Origin of the sequence: Komagataeibacter europaeus (assembly GCF_002173515.1) — a bacterium.
Lineage (GTDB): Bacteria > Pseudomonadota > Alphaproteobacteria > Acetobacterales > Acetobacteraceae > Komagataeibacter > Komagataeibacter europaeus.
Genome location: NZ_CP021467.1, coordinates 2497781 through 2516547 on the forward strand (window position 1 = coordinate 2497781; position 18767 = coordinate 2516547).

General features: G+C 63.3%; 17 protein-coding genes. 12 read left to right on the forward strand and 5 right to left on the reverse strand.

The features are described 5' to 3' along the window. Positions 1-90: 90 nt before the first annotated feature. Genes pqqA through pqqE form a run of 5 tightly spaced genes read left to right on the forward strand, consistent with a single transcriptional unit; the run spans position 91 to position 3268 of the window. Positions 91-171: a pyrroloquinoline quinone precursor peptide PqqA gene (gene pqqA, locus S101446_RS11545; RefSeq protein ID WP_010508617.1), complete on the forward strand. Its 81-nt coding sequence runs from the start codon at positions 91-93 to the stop codon at positions 169-171. A gap of 55 nt (positions 172-226) precedes the next feature. Further along, positions 227-1150, forward strand: a complete 924-nt coding sequence (pqqB, locus tag S101446_RS11550; protein WP_087608407.1) for a pyrroloquinoline quinone biosynthesis protein PqqB — start codon at positions 227-229, stop codon at positions 1148-1150. After that, entirely contained in the window at positions 1147-1884 is a 738-nt protein-coding gene (pqqC, locus tag S101446_RS11555) for a pyrroloquinoline-quinone synthase PqqC (RefSeq protein ID WP_010508615.1), read from the forward strand. The genes pqqB and pqqC overlap by 4 nt, the downstream gene beginning before the upstream one ends. Continuing rightward, entirely contained in the window at positions 1881-2165 is a 285-nt protein-coding gene (gene pqqD, locus S101446_RS11560) for a pyrroloquinoline quinone biosynthesis peptide chaperone PqqD (RefSeq protein ID WP_010508613.1), read from the forward strand. Before pqqC ends, pqqD begins: the two co-directional genes overlap by 4 nt. Further along, on the forward strand, positions 2162-3268 hold the full coding sequence (gene pqqE, locus S101446_RS11565; RefSeq protein ID WP_087608408.1) for a pyrroloquinoline quinone biosynthesis protein PqqE: 1107 nt from the start codon (positions 2162-2164) through the stop codon (positions 3266-3268). Before pqqD ends, pqqE begins: the two co-directional genes overlap by 4 nt. Here pqqE and S101446_RS11570 read toward each other — a convergent pair. Together S101446_RS11570 and S101446_RS11575 are read right to left on the reverse strand one after the other, a co-directional pair. Beyond that, the gene (locus S101446_RS11570) at positions 3249-5027 is read right to left on the reverse strand and encodes a stimulus-sensing domain-containing protein (RefSeq protein WP_010508611.1); all 1779 of its coding nucleotides are present in this window, start codon (positions 5025-5027) and stop codon (positions 3249-3251) included. The two genes, pqqE and S101446_RS11570, sit on opposite strands and share 20 nt — an antisense overlap. A gap of 9 nt (positions 5028-5036) precedes the next feature. After that, complete coding sequence (locus tag S101446_RS11575; protein WP_010508610.1) at positions 5037-5747, reverse strand: response regulator transcription factor; 711 nt, start codon at positions 5745-5747, stop codon at positions 5037-5039. Positions 5748-5993: 246 nt separating this feature from the next. On the opposite strand from S101446_RS11575, the gene S101446_RS11580 reads away from it, so the two are divergent. The 6 genes from S101446_RS11580 (at position 5994) to trmB (ending at position 13286) form a co-directional block, all read left to right on the forward strand. After that, positions 5994-6599, forward strand: coding sequence for a nucleotide exchange factor GrpE (locus S101446_RS11580; protein WP_087608409.1), 606 nt, complete (start codon positions 5994-5996; stop codon positions 6597-6599). Positions 6600-6785: 186 nt separating this feature from the next. Further along, on the forward strand, positions 6786-8699 hold the full coding sequence (dnaK, locus tag S101446_RS11585; protein ID WP_010508608.1) for a molecular chaperone DnaK: 1914 nt from the start codon (positions 6786-6788) through the stop codon (positions 8697-8699). Between the two features lie 190 nt (positions 8700-8889). After that, on the forward strand, positions 8890-10017 hold the full coding sequence (gene dnaJ / locus S101446_RS11590) for a molecular chaperone DnaJ (protein ID WP_010508607.1): 1128 nt from the start codon (positions 8890-8892) through the stop codon (positions 10015-10017). A gap of 181 nt (positions 10018-10198) precedes the next feature. Further along, a complete protein-coding gene (dapB, locus tag S101446_RS11595) occupies positions 10199-10990 on the forward strand; it encodes a 4-hydroxy-tetrahydrodipicolinate reductase (RefSeq protein WP_019090737.1) in 792 nt (263 codons plus the stop codon). Positions 10991-11136: 146 nt separating this feature from the next. Then, positions 11137-12324 (forward strand): methionine adenosyltransferase, encoded by a 1188-nt coding sequence (gene metK / locus S101446_RS11600; RefSeq protein WP_010508604.1) that lies wholly within the window; start codon positions 11137-11139, stop codon positions 12322-12324. A 257-nt stretch (positions 12325-12581) separates the two neighbouring features. Then, the gene (gene trmB / locus S101446_RS11605; protein ID WP_019084900.1) at positions 12582-13286 is read left to right on the forward strand and encodes a tRNA (guanine(46)-N(7))-methyltransferase TrmB; all 705 of its coding nucleotides are present in this window, start codon (positions 12582-12584) and stop codon (positions 13284-13286) included. 77 nt (positions 13287-13363) lie between these two features. Here the strand turns inward: trmB and S101446_RS11610 are convergent, their stop codons facing one another. Next, the gene (locus S101446_RS11610; RefSeq protein WP_019085605.1) at positions 13364-14305 is read right to left on the reverse strand and encodes an SDR family oxidoreductase; all 942 of its coding nucleotides are present in this window, start codon (positions 14303-14305) and stop codon (positions 13364-13366) included. Further along, positions 14302-15069: a DedA family protein gene (locus S101446_RS11615; RefSeq protein ID WP_087608410.1), complete on the reverse strand. Its 768-nt coding sequence runs from the start codon at positions 15067-15069 to the stop codon at positions 14302-14304. Before S101446_RS11615 ends, S101446_RS11610 begins: the two co-directional genes overlap by 4 nt. Here S101446_RS11615 and S101446_RS11620 point away from each other — a divergent pair. Further along, positions 15068-17065 carry a S9 family peptidase gene (locus S101446_RS11620; protein ID WP_087608411.1) on the forward strand — a complete coding sequence of 666 codons (1998 nt, stop codon included), beginning with the start codon at positions 15068-15070 and terminating at the stop codon, positions 17063-17065. The two genes, S101446_RS11615 and S101446_RS11620, sit on opposite strands and share 2 nt — an antisense overlap. A gap of 177 nt (positions 17066-17242) precedes the next feature. On the opposite strand, the gene S101446_RS11625 is transcribed toward S101446_RS11620, so the two are convergent. Beyond that, on the reverse strand, positions 17243-18724 hold the full coding sequence (locus tag S101446_RS11625) for a sugar porter family MFS transporter (protein ID WP_048850269.1): 1482 nt from the start codon (positions 18722-18724) through the stop codon (positions 17243-17245). Between the last annotated feature and the right edge of the window lie 43 nt (positions 18725-18767).

An 18767-nucleotide genomic window follows, 5' to 3' on the forward strand; every position in this document is an offset into this window, starting at 1 on the left:
GACGGTACTTGAAAGCACGATTGGACAGGGGTCAAATACCGTAAGACGAAGGCTTGCTGCCTTCTGGAACTGCAATCAATGGAGAGTCTCATGGCCTGGAATACCCCCAAGATCGTTGAAGTCCCCCTGGGCGCCGAGATCAACAGCTACGTCTGCGGCGAAAAGAAGTAAGGAACATCGCCGCCTGTCTCGCACAGGCGGCGATTTTCTTTTACAGTCTGCGTCCATGATCGACATTATCGTTCTCGGCGCGGCGGCGGGTGGCGGATTTCCGCAATGGAATTCCAATGCTCCCGGTTGCAGGCGGGCCAGGGCCGGCGATCCGGCAGCCCTGCCCCGCACACAGGCTTCCATCGCCATAAGTGGGGATGGAAAGAACTGGTTCGTGGTCAACGCTTCCCCTGACCTGCGGACCCAGATAAACCAGACCCCTGCCCTGCATCCCAGCGAAGGCTTGCGGTCCACGCCTATCGCCGGTGTCATCCTGACGGGTGGCGAGGTGGATACCATTACCGGGCTGCTCACCCTGCGTGAACGCCAGCCCTTTACCCTGCTGGCCACGCCCGAAGTGCTGTCCATGCTGGATGCCAATCCCATTTTTGAAGCCCTGAACCGCGCGGTCGTGACCCGCACGCCCATGGGACTCGACGAACCACTGGCGCTGAAGCTGACCGATGGCATGCCCGCGGGCCTGACCATCGTGCCGTTCGCGGTACCCGGCAAGGTGCCGCTTTATGCCGAGTCCGGGCCTGATCCGGCGGCAATCTGTGAAAATGGCGAAACGGTCGGGCTGGAAATATCCGATGGCAGCCATCGTGTCTGTTTCGTGCCGGGCTGCGCGCGCATGACCGATAACCTGCGGGTGCGCCTGCGTGGTGCGGACGCCGTGTTCTTTGACGGCACGCTGTGGGTCGATGACGAGATGGTCCGTGCGGGCCTGGGTGAAAAGACCGGCCGCCGCATGGGCCACATGTCCATGGATGGCATGGACGGTACCATCGCGGCCCTGCGTGACCTGGGCATCAAGCGCAGGATTTTCATACACATCAACAATTCCAACCCTGTCCTGCTGGCGGACTCGCCCGAACGTGCCCAGGTTGAGGCGGCGGGGTGGGAAATCTCCCATGACGGGATGAGGATTACGGCATGAGCGGAAAACTGCTTTCCCCCGATGAACTCGAAGCCGCGCTGCGCGCCATCGGGGCGGAACGCTACCATAACCTGCACCCTTTCCATCGTGCGCTGCATGACGGACGGCTGAACCGTGCGCAGGTGCAGGCATGGGCGCTGAACCGCTATTATTACCAGGCCAGCATCCCGGCCAAGGACGCGACCCTGCTGGCCCGCCTGCCCACGGCGGAACTGCGGCGTGAATGGCGCAGGCGGCTGGTGGACCATGATGGTGACGCACCGGGCACGGGCGGCGTCGCGCGCTGGCTGAAGCTGACCGACGGGCTGGGGCTGGACCGGGCCTATGTGGAGTCGCTGGAGGGGCTGCTGCCCGCCACCCGTTTTGCGGTGGATGCCTATGTGGCTTTCGTGCGCGACCGTTCCATCCTTGAAGCCATCGCCTCGTCCCTGACCGAACTGTTCTCGCCCACCATCATAAGCGAGCGCGTGGCGGGCATGCTGCGGCATTATGATTTCATCACGCCCGAGACGCTGGCCTATTTCCAGCCGCGCCTGACACAGGCCCCGCGTGATTCCGATTTCGCGCTGGGTTATGTAAAGGAACATGCCCGCACGCCCGAACAGCAGAAAGCGGTGCTGGATGCGCTGAAGTTCAAGTGCGGTGTCCTGTGGGCCATGCTGGATGAACTGGAATACGCCTATGTCAATCCAGGCCGCATTCCCCCCGGTGCCTTCCGTCCGGACGCGGCATGACCACCACGGACCTGACAGACGACAGCATCATCCGCTTCGCGCGCGGGGTCAGGCTGCAGCATGACCGCGTGCGTGAACGGTGGATCATACAGGCCCCGGAACGGGCCTTCATACCCGACCCCATTGCAGCCGAGGTGCTGAAGCTGGTTGATGGCACGCGCACACTGGGCCAGATCGTGGCTGAACTGGCCACCCGGTTTGCAGCCCCGGTTGATGTGATCGGCCGGGATGTCCATGTCATGGTCAGTGACCTTATTACCCGGCAGGTGCTGGTGGCATGACAGAAACCATTCTTTCCCCCATGAGCCTTCTGGCGGAACTGACGCATCGCTGCCCGTTGCAGTGTCCGTACTGTTCCAACCCGATCGCACTTGAACCCCGCCGCAACGAACTGTCCACGCAGGACTGGATCAGCGTGCTGGACCAGGCTGCCGAAATGGGCGTGTTGCAGGTCCATTTCTCCGGCGGGGAACCGATGAGCCGCCCGGACCTGCCGGATCTGGTCCGGCACGCGGTGGGGCTGGGGCTGTACACCAACCTCATCACGTCTGGCGTGCTGCTGAACGAAAAGACCTTTCCCGCGCTGGTCGATGCCGGGCTGGATCATGTCCAGCTGTCTTTTCAGGATATTGATACCGCCAATGCCGAACATGTGGGCGGCATGAAGGGTGCCCAGGCCCGCAAGATGGCAGCGGCAGGGCTGGTGGTGGCGGATGGCATGCCGCTGACGCTGAATTTCGTCATCTACCGCGAAAACGCCGCCCGCGTGCCGCAGATGCTGGCGGCAGCGGTGGAAATGGGCGCCCGCCGGGTCGAGATCGCGCATACGCAGTATTATGGCTGGGGGCTGGCCAATCGCGCGGCCCTCATGCCCACGGCACAGCAGCTTGAACAGACCACGCAGGCCGTGGAGGCCGCGCGGGAGAAATATGCAGGTTGCCTGACCATAGATTACGTGACGCCGGATTATTACGCGGACCGTCCCAAGCCATGCATGGGGGGCTGGGGACGCCGGTTCATCAATATCTCCCCGTCCGGCCGGGTGCTGCCCTGTCATGCGGCCGAGACGATCCCCAATGTCGCCTTCCCTGATGTGCGCCACGACACGCTGGCGCATATCTGGCGCGATTCCCCGCTATTTTCCATGTTCCGGGGTACGGACTGGATGCCGCAGCCCTGCCGTAGCTGTGACCAGCGCGAAAAGGACTGGGGGGGCTGCCGTTGCCAGGCGCTGGCGCTGGCGGGCGATGCTGCGGCGACCGATCCGGTGTGCAGCCGCGCGCCCGATCATGAACGGGTTGTCAGGGTGCTGGAAACCCTGCCTGCCGAACCACCGCCCTTCCGGTATCGTCGGTACGCGCGTGCTACGGATGAGGTCGGCTGACCTCCGCCTTCACGTCCACCCGGGGCAGGCAGATCACGAAGCGCGCGCCCTGCACGTGACCATCGGCGTCAATGCGGTTTTCCGCACTGATGGTGCCGCGCAGGGCTTCGATGATCTGCTTGCTGATGGACAGGCCAAGACCTGAATGCTGCCCGAAATTCTCGCTGCTGGGGCGTTCGGAATAAAAACGGTCGAAAATGTTGTCCAGCTTGGCCTGTGGAATGCCGGGGCCATCGTCACTGACCGCGATTTCGACCATGCTGCCCGCCGGCACCGCGCTGAGCAGGATCTTGCCATCAGGCGGGGAAAAGGAAATCGCGTTGCCGATCAGGTTGCGCAGCACCTGCACCAGCCTGTCTTCCACCGCAAGGACGGTCAGACGCCGTTCCGGGCTGTCGCCACTGCTGGCCACGGCCATGTAGGGCTGTCCCGGCTGGCGGGTCGCCTGGTGTATTTCCGTCAGCACCGACAGCAACGGCACGATGGCAATCGGTTCGGCCCGGGCACGCGACAGTTCCGCATCCACGCGGCTGGCATCGGAAATATCGGTAATCAGGCGGTCAAGTCGTCGCACGTCATCATTGATGATCGACAGCAGCCGTCGCTGGCGTTCGGGATCGTCGATGCGCAGCAGGCTTTCAATGGCCGAGCGGATGGAGGATAGCGGGTTCTTGATTTCATGGCTGACATCGGCCGCAAACCGTTCAATGGCGTCCATGCGGGCCCATAGCGCGCTGGCGCTGTCCTGCAGCGCACGGGCGACTTCCCCGATTTCATCACGTCGCGCCAGCAGGCGTTCGGGCACCATGTCCGTCCGGTTGGAGGATTCACGCATGGTATGGGCCGATGCCGCCAGCCGCAGCAGCGGACGCGCGATGGTCAGCGACAGGTACCATGACAGCAGGATGGTCAGCGCCAGCGCCATGAGGAACAGCGACAGGATGGACGACCGCACGGCAAACAGCGAACGGTCCACGTCACGCGCTTCGCGCGTAAGCTGGATGATGCCCACTGTCGTCCGCCCGTCATGCATTACGGGTTCGGCCACCGTGACCATAAGCTGGTGGTTGGCGTTGCGGCGGATATAGGGCGGGATTTCCATGACCCGCGTGCCATCAGGCTGGGTCACGGGCTGGATGGAGGGGTCGGAATCCGGCGTGTCCAGCGTCATGATCCGCTCACCCGACAGGGTGGGCAGTTGCGCCAGAAGCCAGTTGTACAGCCGTTCGCCCATGTTGACCGATGGGGGGTACAGGGGCGAATGCTCGTCATCTTCCGCCGGTGGCGGGGGCAGCCTGCCCGCATCGCCATGGTGGCCGGCCTGTTCCACGCGGCTGTCCGCCACGACTTGCCCGTCGGGGGCGAACAGGCGGGCATGCGCGCTGGGGCTCGGTTCCGTCAGGCGCAGCAGCAGCGGGCGGGCCAGGGTGGGTTCCAGCGTGACATCACGGCGGGAAATGATGACGGCGCTCTGTCCCAGCGCGCCGGCATAGATACGCGCCTGTTCACGCAGTGCCGAGACCTCGGCTTCCAGCAGGCTGTTCTGGAACTGCGTCAGGTACAGCAGCGTCAGCGCCAGCAGCCCCAGCGGGAGCGTATTGACCAGCAGGATGCGCCGCATGAGCGGCGAGACCAGCCGGGTGCGGTATTCCATGAATTCCGCGACCGCGTTCCTGCCCTCCCCGCTCCACCGGCGCGGGATCAGACGGCGCAGTCGGGGGGGCACTGCAAATGGGAGGGAAAGAACGGGACGCGGCATCCGGCTGGATCATTCTTCCTTGTAGCGGTAGCCGATCCCGTACAGGGTCTCGATCTGGTTGAATTCCTCATCAACCTGGCGGAATTTCTTGCGCACGCGCTTGATGTGGCTGTCGATCGTGCGGTCATCGACATAGATGTTCTCGCCATACGCCGCATCGATCAGCTGGTCGCGCGACTTGACCAGTCCCGGGCGCGCCGCCAGCGCCTTGACCAGCAGGAATTCCGTCACCGTAAGCTGGATGTCGCGCCCGTGCCACAGGCACTGGTGGCGTGTTTCATCCAGCGACAGCCCGCCGCGCACCATGGTGCCGGTGGGGCTTACGCCCGCGGCCTCGCTGCGGCTGACTTCATTGCGGCGCAGCAGCGCGCGGATGCGCTCAAGCAGCAGGCGCTGGGAAAAGGGCTTGGTGATATAGTCATCCGCCCCCAGCCGCAGGCCCATGAGCTGGTCCACTTCCTCATCCTTGGAGGACAGGAAGATCACCGGCAGCTGCGAGCGCGCGCGCAGGCGCTGGAGCAGTTCCATCCCGTCCATGCGCGGCATCTTGATATCCAGCACCGCCAGATCCGCCGGCCGTGACGACAGACCGTGCAGCGCGCTTTCGCCATCGGTATAGGTGCGGACGATGAATCCCTCCGCCTCCAGTGTCATCTGCACGGAGGTCAGGATGTTCCTGTCATCGTCAACCAGCACGATCGTCTGTTTCGTTGGCTCCATGGGGGCTCTCTTTTCGCTCCTCTGCCGGATGGGGGGCATGTCTGCCGGTCCCTTGTCCGGCGCACGTATGTACCATAGCGTCATATCCGCCCGCATGTCATGAGGGGATGCGGGCATCCTGCTTCACTGGAACGCCGCTGGCGTTCCGGCTGTTCCATCGGATCGGGACAAGTTGCGCAAAAACGGCATGCCTGCCGGGAGCGCAATGCCTTGTCCATTGGCCAGCCGTTACCTACTTGTAAGAGCATGAGCGAGAACACAGACCCCAACCCCTTTGCCAATGCCGCAACCGGCGACGGCACACCCAATCCCGCGACTGATGAGCATTCCGACCATGCGCCGGAGGCCGAAGCCGGGCACGCCGCGGTCGATCCGCGCGTGGCCGAACTGGAGGCCGAGGTCGCGACCCTGCGTGACAAATGGGTCCGTGCGGAAGCCGAGACCCAGAACGTCCGCAACCGCGCCAAGCGCGAGGTGGAAGACGCCCGGCAGTACGCCGTGCAGAAATTCGCCAAGGATGTGGTCGAGGCGGCTGACAACCTCAAGCGCGCGGTGGCCAGCCTGCCCCAGCCCACCGAGGGCGAGGACAGCATCCTGACCCGCATGCGCGAAGGGATCGAAAGCACCGAGCGGTCGTTCATCGGCATTCTGGAACGCAATGGCATCAAGGCGGAAGACGCGAAGGGCAAGCCCTTTGACGCCAACCTCCATCAGGCCATGGCGGAACAGCACAGCGACGAACACGCCCATGGCACCGTGATGGAGGCATGGACCCCCGCATGGACGCTGCACGGGCGGCTGCTCAAGCCGGCCATGGTTGTCGTGTCAAAGGGACCGGCGCAGGCAGGGTGAAATCGTTTCCGCGCACGCCTTCAGGCCCTTGAAAGCTGCGCGGGGGCTGCCTACATCGGATGGTAACAGCGGTGCTGCCGGGTGGATGTGAAACAGACAGTCCGCCCCGTCACCGGACGATATGAAAGAAAGGGTCTGTCCCGATGCTTCGGGTCAGGACAGGCCGCTGAAAAGGAGAGTATCTGAATGAGCAAGGTTATCGGTATCGACCTTGGTACGACCAATTCCTGCGTTGCCGTGCGCGAAGGCGACGAGACGCGGGTTATCGAGAACAGCGAAGGCGCACGTACCACCCCGTCCATGGTGGCGTTCACCGACAACGGCGAAATGCTGGTCGGTCAGGCAGCGAAGCGCCAGGCGGTCACCAACCCGGCCAACACCCTGTATGCGGTCAAGCGTCTGATCGGCCGCCGCTATGACGATCCCACCGTGGCGAAGGACAAGGAACTGGTCCCCTACGCCATCGTAAAGGGCGACAACGGCGACGCATGGGTCGAGGCACAGGGCAAGAAATACGCCCCCGCGCAGATTTCCGCCTTCATTCTGGGCAAGATGAAGGAAACCGCCGAATCCTACCTGGGCGAGAAGGTCACGCAGGCCGTCATTACGGTGCCCGCGTACTTCAACGACGCACAGCGCCAGGCCACCAAGGATGCCGGCCGTATCGCCGGTCTGGAAGTCCTGCGTATCATCAACGAACCGACCGCTGCGGCGCTGGCCTATGGCCTGCAGAAGAAGAACGGCGGCACGGTTGCGGTCTATGACCTTGGTGGCGGCACGTTCGACGTGTCCATCCTCGAGATCTCCGACGGCGTGATCGAGGTGAAGTCCACCAACGGTGACACCTTCCTCGGCGGTGAAGACTTTGACGCCCGCATCATCGGCTTCCTGGCTGACGAGTTCAAGCGTGAGCAGGGCATCGACCTGCGTCAGGACAAGCTGGCCCTGCAGCGCCTGAAGGAAGCGGCCGAAAAGGCGAAGATCGAGCTGTCTTCCTCCAAGGAGACCGAGATCAACCTGCCGTTCATCACGGCTGATGCATCCGGCCCGAAGCACCTTGTGGTGAAGCTGACCCGCGCGAAGCTGGAAAGCTTGGTGGATGACCTGATCCAGCGCACGCTGGAACCCTGCCGCGCCGCAATGAAGGACGCGTCGGTTTCCGCTGGTGAGATTGACGAAGTCATCCTGGTCGGCGGCATGACCCGTATGCCCAAGGTGATCGAGGCCGTTAAGGAGTTCTTCGGCAAGGAACCCGCCCGCAACGTGAACCCCGACGAAGTGGTCGCCATCGGCGCGGCGGTTCAGGGCGCGGTGCTGCAGGGTGACGTCAAGGATGTGCTGCTGCTCGACGTGACGCCGCTGTCGCTGGGTATCGAGACGCTGGGTGGCGTGTTCACCCGCCTGATCGACCGCAACACGACGATCCCGACGAAGAAGAGCCAGACCTTCTCGACCGCGGAAGACAACCAGAGCGCCGTGACCATCAAGGTCTATCAGGGCGAGCGTGAAATGGCCGCTGACAACAAGCTGCTGGGCACGTTCGACCTGACCGGCATCGCCCCCGCACCGCGTGGCGTGCCGCAGATCGAGGTGACGTTCGACATCGACGCCAACGGCATCGTGTCCGTCTCGGCCAAGGACAAGGCGACCGGCAAGGAACAGCAGATCAAGATCCAGGCTTCTGGTGGTCTGTCCGAGTCCGACATCGAAAAGATGGTGAAGGACGCCGAAGCCAATGCCGCCGCCGACAAGGCGAAGAAGGAACAGGTCGAGGCCCGTAACCAGGCCGAAGGTCTGACCCATCAGGTCGAAAAGTCCCTGAGCGAAGCAGGCGACAAGGTTCCGGCGGCTGACAAGACGGAAGCGGAAGCAGCGATTGCCGAAGTGCGCAAGGCACTGGAAGGCACCGATGCCGAAGCCCTGAAGACGGCGACCGATCGCCTGACGCAGGTTGCCATGAAGGTTGGCGAAGCTGTCTACAAGGCAGGCCAGGCCGAAGGCGCACCGGGTGCTGCCGGCGCTGCCCCGGGCGGCGCGCCGAAGGACGAAAAGGTTGTCGACGCCGACTTCGAAGACGTGGACGACTCCAAGAAGTCCTGATCGCCGCAAGGCGTCATACAGGCTCCGGAATGGGGGGGTGGACCTTCGGGTCCGCCCCACCCTTCCACCAAGGTGGCGCCCGTGCTTCTGTGAAGGCGGGCGCTTTTCATATTCTGCCCAGCAACAATATCTGGAACGCGAGGATCGTGCCGCGAGGATGTCGGGCGATCGCGTTTGCTAGAGGACCCACATGGCCACCAAGATAGATTATTACGCAGTCCTTGAAGTTTCTCGCGATGCCAATGGTGACGAGATCAAGCGGGCGTATCGCAAGCTGGCCATGAAGTACCATCCCGACCGGAATCCCGGGGATACGGATGCGGAAAACAGGTTCAAGGAAATCAACGAAGCCTACGACGTGCTGAAGGATGACCAGAAGCGCGCGGCCTATGACCGGTTCGGCCATGCGGCGTTCGAGGGCGGTGGCCCCGGTGCTGGCGGCTTCGATTTCGGCGGCGGTGGCCTGGGTGACATCTTTGAACAGATGTTTGGCGACATGATGGGTGGCCGGCGTGGTGGCCGCCGCTCGGGTGCCGACCTGCAGGTGCAGGTCACCATCACCTTTGCCGAGGCCTTTTCCGGCGTTAAGAAAAAGATCACCGTCCCCACCCGCGTCACCTGTGAAAGCTGTGACGGCACCGGTTCGGCGGACAAGGATGCGAAGCCCGAAACCTGCCCATCGTGCCATGGCGCGGGCAAGGTGCGCGCGCAGCAGGGCTTCTTCTTTGTGGAACGTCCCTGCCCCACCTGTCATGGCTCGGGCCACCTGATCCGCAATCCGTGCAAGGAATGCCACGGCACCGGCACGGTGGAAAAGAACCGTACCATCGAGGTCGCGATCCCCGCCGGCGTGGAAGACGGCACCCGCATCCGTATTTCTGGCGAGGGGGAATCCGGCGGCAAGGGTGTGCCCGCAGGCGACCTGTATGTCCATGTATCGGTCGAACAGCATGCGATCTTCCAGCGCGATGGCGCCAATATCTACTGTCGCGTGCCCGTGCGCATGGCGCAGGCGGCCCTGGGGACCGAGATCGAGGTACCGGTCGTTGACGGGTCACGCACCAAGGTGAAGATCCCGGCGGGAACCCAGACGGGCGAACATTTCCGCCTGCGGGGCAAGGGTTTTTCGGTCCTGCGGTCTTCCGCGCGCGGGGACATGTATATCCAGGTCGTGGTGGAAACGCCGCGCCACCTGACCAAGCGCCAGCGTGAACTGCTGGAGGAATTCGAGGGCGACGGCGCAGGCCATGCCAAGGGCAGCCCCGAAAGCACCGGTTTCTTCAGCAAGGTGAAGGATTTTTTTGAAGGCAAGCTGTAAACCTGCCCTTTCCCCCGCCCTGTCATGACGGGGCGGCAGTTGAAATGACTGATTATTCAGGTGTAGGGTCATCATACTATTCATGGTGAATCCCCCCCAACTTGCACCATGGATAGGCTCAGGCGGCGCGATCCCCCGGTCGCGCCGCTATTTCTATATCTGGACTGGTGGAGAAGACTGCATGGACGCGCAGCCATTGCGTATCGGGATCGCGGGCCTGAATGGGCGTGTCGGTCGCCTTCTGGCGGAAGAAGTGCCATCGGGTGGTGCCGTGCTGGCCGGGGGCACGACGCGTAATGGTCAGACGGTCGCTGGTATCGACTGTCCCGTTTATGCCGATATTGCCGGACTTGCGCACCATTGCGATGTCGTGATCGATTTCACCCATGCCGATACGGTCATCCCGCATGCCACGGCACTGGCTGAAAGCGGGACCGCATGGGTGCTGGGCACGACCGGCCTGTCGCCGGTCCAGCAGCAGGCTGTCGATGCGGCGGCGAAAAGGATCGCGGTCGTGCAGGCGGCCAATTTTTCCCCCGGTGTCACGCTGGTCACCCGGTTGGCCCGACAGATGGCCGCCGTCCTGCCCGGCAGCGAATATGATGCCGAGATACTGGAAATGCATCATCGGCAGAAGGTCGATGCCCCGTCCGGCACGGCCCTGGCCATGGGCCGCGCGGTGGCTGAAGGCCGTGGAATCCGGCTGGAAGACCATATCGAAAGCGGTCGCGATGGCCATACCGGCCCGCGTGCCGATGGGGCGATCGGGTTTGCCGCCCTGCGTGGCGGGCAGATCGTGGGCGAGCATTCCGTCATTTTCACATCGGGGCATGAACAGATCAGCCTGACCCACCGGTCCTTTGACCGCCGGGTCTATGCGACCGGGGCCGTGCGGGCGGCGCGCTGGTTGCGGGCGCGCGTGGCGGGTCTTTATAATATGGAAGATGTACTGGGGCTGGAACGCCCGGCGTAACCGGGGTACGGGGCCCGCGCCCTGCGAGGGTGGTATTCAGGGAAATGGCTTGACGCCTGACCCGGTTTCCGCCAAACGCATGCGATCGTACGCCGGGTTCCGCAGGCGTTATTTCTCCTACTCCATACGAGGCAGACAGGACCATCATGCGTAATAAAGGCGATTTTCTGTTTACATCGGAATCGGTATCCGAAGGGCATCCCGACAAGGTCGCCGACCGGATCAGTGATACCGTTCTTGATGCATTCCTGACCGCAGACGGTGAATCGCGCGTTGCGTGTGAAACAATGGTCACCACCAACCGCATCATCCTGGCTGGTGAAGTCCGTGGCCCGGCCTCTGTCACCCCTGACCTGCTGATTCAGGGCGCGCGCGACGCGGTGAAGGATATCGGCTACGACCAGGCCGGTTTCTCATGGCGCAATGCCGAGGTGGAATACTACCTGCACGCACAGTCCGCCGATATCGCCGTGGGCGTGGACAGCGCGGGCGAGAAGGACGAGGGCGCTGGTGACCAGGGCATCATGTTCGGCTTCGCCACGCGTGAAACCGAAAGCCTCATGCCGGCGCCGCTGTTCTACGCGCATGACATCCTTCACCGCGTGCGTGACCTGCGCAAGGCGGGTGATCCGCGCGCCGCGGCCCTGCAGCCCGATGCCAAGAGCCAGGTCAGCCTGCGCTATGTCAATGGCAAGCCGGTTGGCGCGACCTCCGTCGTGATTTCCACCCAGCACGTTGAAGGGGCCAGCCAGGCCACCATCCGTGAGGAACTGGGCAGCATCGTGCGTGATGTCCTGCCGGAAGGCTGGATGCCGCCGGAAGACGAATTCTACGTCAACCCCACCGGCGTCTTTGTCATCGGTGGTCCGGATGGTGACTGCGGCCTGACCGGGCGCAAGATCATTGTGGATACCTATGGCGGTGCGGCACCGCATGGTGGCGGCGCGTTCTCGGGCAAGGATCCGACGAAGGTTGACCGCTCGGCGGCCTATGCCTGTCGCTACCTGGCGAAGAACGTCGTGGCCGCAGGCCTGGCCGATCGCTGCACGCTGCAGATTTCCTATGCCATTGGCGTGTCCCACCCGCTGTCGGTCTATGTTGACCTTGATGACACAGGCAAGGATGTGGACGAGGCGAAGCTGGGTCGTGTGCTGCGTGAGGTCATGGACCTGTCCCCGCGCGGTATCCGCAAGCACCTGCGCCTGAACCGCCCGATCTATACCCAGACCTCCGCCTACGGCCATTTCGGCCGCACGCCGGATGCGGCGAAGGACGATTTCACGTGGGAACAGACCGATCTGGTCGACGCCCTGCGTGGCGCGTTCAACCGCTAAAAAACAGGAAAGGTTTTTGGGTGCCGCCTTTTTTCAAAAAGGCGGCGTTCCTTGAAGCTTTTTGAAAAAAGCTTCACCAAAAACTTTTTGACGATCTGGCGGGTTCATGAATCCGTCCGCTTTGGCCTATAACGTGCCGGAGCCATTGGGGGCCTGCCGTGACTGCTTGCAAAAGCCGGTCATGGCGGCCCCCGCTGTGTTTTTCAATCATGCCGTGCGGCGTGCGCCACGGCAGCAGGAGCAGGATTTTCGGACATATGACGGCCTCCGTGGATGTAAAGGCATCGCCTGACCGGCTTTACGGACGCCAGCGCGGCCATCCGCTGCGCCCGCGCCAGCAGCGGCTTCTGGACCAGACACTGCCGCGCATGCGTTTTCCCGAGGCGGCGATACCGGACCCGGCGTCAGCTTTCGGGCATGCGCCCGGACAGATCTGGCTGGAGGTCGGCTTTGGTGGCGGCGAACATTCGCTGGCCCAGAATGCCGCCCATCCGGATGTTGGCTATATCGCGTGCGAAGTCTTTGAAAACGGGTTGTGTTCCCTGCTGTCCCGCGTCGTGCCGGATGATGAGGAAGCAACCGCGCCCGTCCCGGACATGCTGCGGATCTGGGATGAGGACGCGCGTATCCTGCTGCGCGGCCTGCCCGATGCGTCGATTGACCGCCTGTTCCTGATGTTTCCTGATCCGTGGCCCAAGTCCCGCCATGCGAAGCGGCGTTTCGTCCACCCCGAGACGGTGAAACTGGCCGCCCGGATCCTGCGTCCCGGCGCGATCTGGCGCGTGGCCAGTGACGATCCGACCTATCAGGCATGGGTCGAGGAAGTGATGGGCGCGCAGGACCTGTTTGACACCGCGCCACCCGCCAGGGTGCGCCCCGACGGCTGGCCGCCAACCCGTTACGAAGCAAAGGCGCTGAAGGCGGGACGCCAGCCCTTGTACTGGACCTTCATCCGGCGCTGAAGGACTGTCTGAAAAAGCTTCTAGGAATGCCGCCTTTTTGGAAAAAGGCGGCGCCCGAAAACTTTTATTATTTCCATCTATGACAGCGATGTGCCGGTCAGCCGTTCCGCCACCTGCCACAGCCGCCGTGCGATGGTCAGGTCACGCGCGGCGGGGGGAATGAAGGCTTCGGCCACATGACCCCGCCGTTCGCCCCGGCCGCCGGGTCCGTAATAGCCGCCGTCACGGGCTTCCGGCGCCATGGCGGCGAATTCGATGGGCAGCGCGCCATGGGCGGCGGACTGTCCCATCAGGCGGAAGGCCCAGATCGCGCCAAAACGGGTCAGGCGTTCCTGCAGGCCCTGCTTTGTATTCAGGCGGCTGGCCGCGATGTCGGTCATGGCCCAGCCGGGATGGGCTGCGATGGAATGCAGCGGCCAGCCATGCGTGCGGGCCTGCCGGTCCAGTTCCAGCGCCAGGATCAGGTCCGCCAGCTTGCTCTGCCTGTAGGCGCGGAACGGGGCATAGCGGCGACGGCCCTGCAGGTCGTCAAATATGATCTGGCCCGTTAGCGCGGCAAGGCTGGCTACCGTGACCACGCGCCCGCCCTGCGGGGCGGCGCACAGCAGGGGACGCAGGCGCGCCGTCAGGGCGAAGGGGCCAAGGAAATTGGTGCCGAACTGCAGTTCGAACCCGTCGCGGGTTTCCAGGCGACGCGGCGTGCCCATGACACCGGCATTGTTGACCAGAATGTCCAGCCTGTCGGTTTCCGCCGCCAGTTCACGGGCAAATGTCGCGATTGAATCAAGGCTTGCCACATCCAGCAGCCGGAAGGTGGCATCCGCCCCCGGCGCATCGTGCTGTAGCCGGGTCAGGGCGGCCAGTCCCTTGTCGGGGTTGCGCCCCGCAAGCATGACCCGCGCCCCGCGTGAAGCCAGGCCCAGCGCCGTCTGGTAGCCAAGGCCACCGGTCGCCCCGGTGACAAGGGCAAGGTGGCCATCCATGCGGGGGGCCTGTTTGATGGTCCAGTGTCTGGTCATGTGTCCGCCTGTTCTCTGGATTGGTGCATTTCCTTCCGGGCTTCGGCTTCCACCTGTGCCGTCAGGCGTGCTTCGTGCCGCCGCAGGAAAATAATGGTGCATACCATCATGATTCCGCCCCCGGTTGCGACTGCAATTCCCACGGGCCCGGAAATGCGCATGATCCTGTGGCCCAGGTAATAGGCGGCATAGGCGTATCCACCAGCCCATAATATGCCGCCGATCGCATTATATATCAGAAACCGGGACCACGGCATGCGGCTTGCCCCCGCCAGCAGGGCCACGAATACGCGCAGGATGGCAATGAACCGTCCCGCGCAGACAATGATCCCCCCATACCGCCGGAACAGGAAACGCCCGGTCTGGAGGCGTCGTGGCGTAAGCCCCACCTTTGCCCCATGGCGTTCCAGCAGCGGATAACCAAGCCCGCGCCCGATAAGGTAGCCAAGATTGTCACCCGTGATGGCACCGATGATGGCGGCTGTCGCCACCCATGCAATGTCCAGCCGGTGGGTGGTGGCGCAGTAGATCGCGGCCGAAATGACAAGGGTTTCAGCCGGAAGGGGAATGCCCATGCTTTCCAGCATGACAATAACGCCAATCACGCCATAGCCGTAATGCTGGAAAAGATGTTCAAGATGCTGAAGCAGCGGACTACCTGTCACAAATGAAAAGAGTATGTAGGTTACGGACGACAGAACGTAAAACGCGGTGTGTGCAATTCCGATACCATTGGCACGCACAAATGGCAGGAGCAAGAACATGACCCAGTCCGGCACCAGCGGCACGACGGATACCGGAACACGCCCCTATGGCACATGGCCCTCACCCGTCAGTGCGGCGCTTGTGGCGGGAAAGACGGTTGCCCTGTCGGATGTGCGGGTGGATGGGCGTGACATCTACTGGATCGAGGGACGTCCGGCCGAAGGCGGGCGCCGTGTGCTGGTCCGTGCCCGCGCGGGACAGGTGGCCGACGTGACCCCTGCCCCGTTTGATGTCGGCACGCGGGTGCATGAATATGGCGGCGGGGCCTATGCCGTATGCCAGGGGATCATTGCGTTCAGCAACCGCCGCGACGGCAGCCTGTGGCTGGTGGAAGGGGGGCAGTCGCGCTGCCTTTCGACCGGGGCGGGGCTGTGGTACGCCGACCTGACATTCAGCCCCGACGGCCGTTTCCTGTTCTGCGTGCGTGAAGACCACCGCGCGCAAGACGAGGAACCTGCCGCCGCCATCGTGGTGCTGGACTGCACCGCAACGGTGGACCCGGCCTTCAACGGTGGCACGCCGCTGGTCATGGGACCGGATTTTCTGTCATCTCCCCGTCCCTCGCCCGATGGACGGTATCTGGCCTGGATCGAATGGGACCATCCGGCCATGCCATGGGATGCCACCCGCCTGCGCGTCGCCACCCTGCTGCAGGAAGGTGATGACCCACCGCGCCTTGCCGCCCCGTGGAGTGCCGCGGGTGACGATGGGCAGGCGGAATCGGTCATCGAACCGTGCTGGGACGCGGCGGGACGGCTTCTGGCGCTGTCCGATCGCAGCGGGTGGTGGAATCTCTACCGGTTCGATACGACGTCCTCCTCTCCCGTGGCGCTGGCCCCCATGGAAGCTGAAATCGGTCAGCCGCACTGGGTGTTCGGGCTGCGCAGTTACGTGCCGCTGCACGATGGCAGCATCCTTGCCATGGTCATCAACGACGGTGATACCCGCATGGTTTCCATCCGTGACGGGGTGGTGACGCCGCTCGACCTTGGTCATCCCTCCGGCTGTCCGGTCCCGGTGGAAGGGGACGGGTTCGCATGGCTGGATGCACCGCCCGATAACGCGGCCGCCGTGGTCCGCGGCCAGCCGGGACAGGTGCCGCAGGTCCTGCGCCGGGCGACGGAACTGCCGCTGTCGACGGATGATATCGCCCGCCCTGCCCCGATCCATTTCCCCCTGCCCGATGGTGAGGGCACGGGACATGCCTTTTTCTATGCGCCCGCCAATGCCCGTTATCACGGGCCGGAGGGGGAAAAGCCACCGCTGGTCGTTGTCGCCCATGGCGGGCCTACGGGCCGGGCCAATCCGGCCTTTTCATTCAAGGTGCAATGGTGGACCAGCCGGGGCTTTGCCGTGGTTGATGTCAATTATGGCGGTTCAACCGGGTTTGGCCGCGCCTACCGGCAGCGGCTGGAACGGCAGTGGGGCGTGGTGGATGTGGATGACTGCATCGCCGCATGTCATTACCTTGCCACGACCGGGCAGGTTGACCCGGCCCGCATTGTCATAAGGGGCAGTAGCGCAGGCGGCCTGACGGTGCTGCTGGCGCTGGCGCGTTCGGATCTGTTCGCGGCGGGCACCAGCCTGTATGGCGTGACCGACCTGCGCGCGCTGGCGCAGGATACGCACAAATTTGAGTCACGTTATCTGGACACGCTGGTTGGTCCCTACCCTGCGGATGAGGCGATCTATCTTGCCCGCTCCCCCATAACCCAGGTGGCTGACATCAGGGTGCCGGTCCTGTTCCTGCAGGGGCTGGATGACCGGGTGGTGCCGCCAGCGCAGGCGGAATCGATGGTCGCGGCGCTGCGTGGGCGCGGGGTGCCGTGTGCATTGTATGAATTTGCAGGTGAGGGCCATGGCTTCCGGCAGGAAGCCACCATACGCAGGGCATGGGAACTCGAACTGGCGTTCTACCAGCAGGTGCTCAGGCTGCCTGTCTCCCCTGCCCTGCATGTGGATCTGACGGCCCGGCAATCCGCAAAAACTGTTTGAACGGAAAAGAAGTTCTTGGTGAAGCTTTTTTCAACAAGCTTCAAGGAATGCCGCCTTTTTGAAAAAAAGACGGCACCCCAAAAACCTCTATCACTTCAGACCTGACGCAAAACGGGCGTCCCGATCAGGGGACGCCCGTTTTTTAGTGATGCCGACCGTATGCAGCGGCGTCGGATATTATTCTTCTTCCTCGACAATGGCGGTATTGCCGCGTGTCGGGCGGAAGCGGCCCTCGCGCAGGGCTTCCTCGATATCCTCCAGCGAGGCCCCGCGTGTTTCGGGCACCATGAAATAGACGAACAGGACCGACAGCAGGTTCACCCCGGCATAGAACCACATCGTGCCACCCAGCGTGATCTTGGTGACCAGCGTCAGCGCCGTGCTGGTCACCAGCAGGTCACTGCCCCACAGCATGGCGGAATGCAGGCTGGTGGCGTTGCCGCGCATGGAAAGCGGGAACATCTCCGCCCCCAGCAGCCAGCCCACGACCTGGATGCCACCGGCGTTGAACACCATGAACAGCAGCATGAAGACAATGATCAGCCAGCTACCCATGCTGCCCGGCTGCGGGTGCAGCAGGAACATGATGCCAAGCCCGATCAGGCTGACCACGCTGCCCGGTCCCATGACCAGCACCAGCCTGCGGCGGCCGATGCGGTCGACGATGTTCGACCCCAGCACGGTCATGACCAGGTAGATGATCGAAATGCCAATGCTGGCCATCAACGCGGATGAACTGCCAAACCCCGCATCCGACAGGAAGGTCGGGGCATAGTAGATCATCATTTCCAGACCACCCGCCTGCGTGAAGAAAGCGACGCCAAGGGCGGCCACCAGGGCCGGACGCACCCATGGCTGGCGCAGGCCGCGCCAGCCGATGTCGCGCGGATCGGTTTCCTCGTTCGCATTGGCGTGGATACGGCGCATTTCGCGGCGGATATCGCGTTCGGAAGTGCGGATGCGCTGCAGCTGTTCCAGCGCGGAATCCAGGCTTTCATGTTCCGCCGCCCAGCGCGGGCTTTTGGGCAGGAAGAACATGGAAACGAACACGACCGCGGCGGGAATGGCGGCAATGGCCACCATCGGCCGCCAGCCCCACGCATCACGTGCGGCAAAACCGATGATGTTGGCGGCAAAGATGCCGATGCCGATGGCGATGTTGAACATCGTGACCATGTGCCCGCGCTTGTGCGCGGGCGCCAGTTCCGAGATGTACATGGGCACCACCTGCGTGGACCCGCCAACCGCCAGCCCCAGGAACACGCGCGATAGGATCAGCGTGTACACATCCGGCGAAAAGGCGCAGGCCAGCGCGCCCAGCACGAAAATGGCCGTGACGATCATGATGGATTTGCGGCGTCCGTAATGTTCGGACATCCACCCGGTCAGCAGCGAACCCATCACGGCGCCCGCCAGAATGGCGGAGGCCACCATTTCCTGGTAGAAGCTGCTGAGGTGGAAATCACGCGTGATCAGCAGCAGCGCGCCCGAGACGATCCCGGTATCGTAACCATAGAGGCCGCCACAGATTGCGGCCACGATGGCTGCGAGCCATAAGGTCTTGCGCGCGTTGGGGGAAATATCGATCTGGGACATGTCAGGCAACGGTTCCGTTGCCTGTGGCGTGGGATGCTGTGCGGGTGGGGTCTGGTTATTCATGCGGGTGCCTGTTCCTTCCTTCTTCTTATAATTCGTCCGTAAC

What these genes read in the sequence shown, in the direction of transcription:
- pqqA (WP_010508617.1), top strand. Translation starts at nt 91, where the DNA reads ATGGCCTGGAATACCCCCAAGATCGTTGAAGTCCCCCTGGGCGCCGAG.
- pqqB (WP_087608407.1), top strand. Translation starts at nt 227, where the DNA reads ATGATCGACATTATCGTTCTCGGCGCGGCGGCGGGTGGCGGATTTCCG.
- pqqC (WP_010508615.1), top strand. Translation starts at nt 1,147, where the DNA reads ATGAGCGGAAAACTGCTTTCCCCCGATGAACTCGAAGCCGCGCTGCGC.
- pqqD (WP_010508613.1), top strand. Translation starts at nt 1,881, where the DNA reads ATGACCACCACGGACCTGACAGACGACAGCATCATCCGCTTCGCGCGC.
- pqqE (WP_087608408.1), top strand. Translation starts at nt 2,162, where the DNA reads ATGACAGAAACCATTCTTTCCCCCATGAGCCTTCTGGCGGAACTGACG.
- S101446_RS11570 (WP_010508611.1), bottom strand. Translation starts at nt 5,027, where the DNA reads ATGCCGCGTCCCGTTCTTTCCCTCCCATTTGCAGTGCCCCCCCGACTG.
- S101446_RS11575 (WP_010508610.1), bottom strand. Translation starts at nt 5,747, where the DNA reads ATGGAGCCAACGAAACAGACGATCGTGCTGGTTGACGATGACAGGAAC.
- S101446_RS11580 (WP_087608409.1), top strand. Translation starts at nt 5,994, where the DNA reads ATGAGCGAGAACACAGACCCCAACCCCTTTGCCAATGCCGCAACCGGC.
- dnaK (WP_010508608.1), top strand. Translation starts at nt 6,786, where the DNA reads ATGAGCAAGGTTATCGGTATCGACCTTGGTACGACCAATTCCTGCGTT.
- dnaJ (WP_010508607.1), top strand. Translation starts at nt 8,890, where the DNA reads ATGGCCACCAAGATAGATTATTACGCAGTCCTTGAAGTTTCTCGCGAT.
- dapB (WP_019090737.1), top strand. Translation starts at nt 10,199, where the DNA reads ATGGACGCGCAGCCATTGCGTATCGGGATCGCGGGCCTGAATGGGCGT.
- metK (WP_010508604.1), top strand. Translation starts at nt 11,137, where the DNA reads ATGCGTAATAAAGGCGATTTTCTGTTTACATCGGAATCGGTATCCGAA.
- trmB (WP_019084900.1), top strand. Translation starts at nt 12,582, where the DNA reads ATGACGGCCTCCGTGGATGTAAAGGCATCGCCTGACCGGCTTTACGGA.
- S101446_RS11610 (WP_019085605.1), bottom strand. Translation starts at nt 14,305, where the DNA reads ATGACCAGACACTGGACCATCAAACAGGCCCCCCGCATGGATGGCCAC.
- S101446_RS11620 (WP_087608411.1), top strand. Translation starts at nt 15,068, where the DNA reads ATGACCCAGTCCGGCACCAGCGGCACGACGGATACCGGAACACGCCCC.
- S101446_RS11615 (WP_087608410.1), bottom strand. Translation starts at nt 15,069, where the DNA reads ATGTTCTTGCTCCTGCCATTTGTGCGTGCCAATGGTATCGGAATTGCA.
- S101446_RS11625 (WP_048850269.1), bottom strand. Translation starts at nt 18,724, where the DNA reads ATGAATAACCAGACCCCACCCGCACAGCATCCCACGCCACAGGCAACG.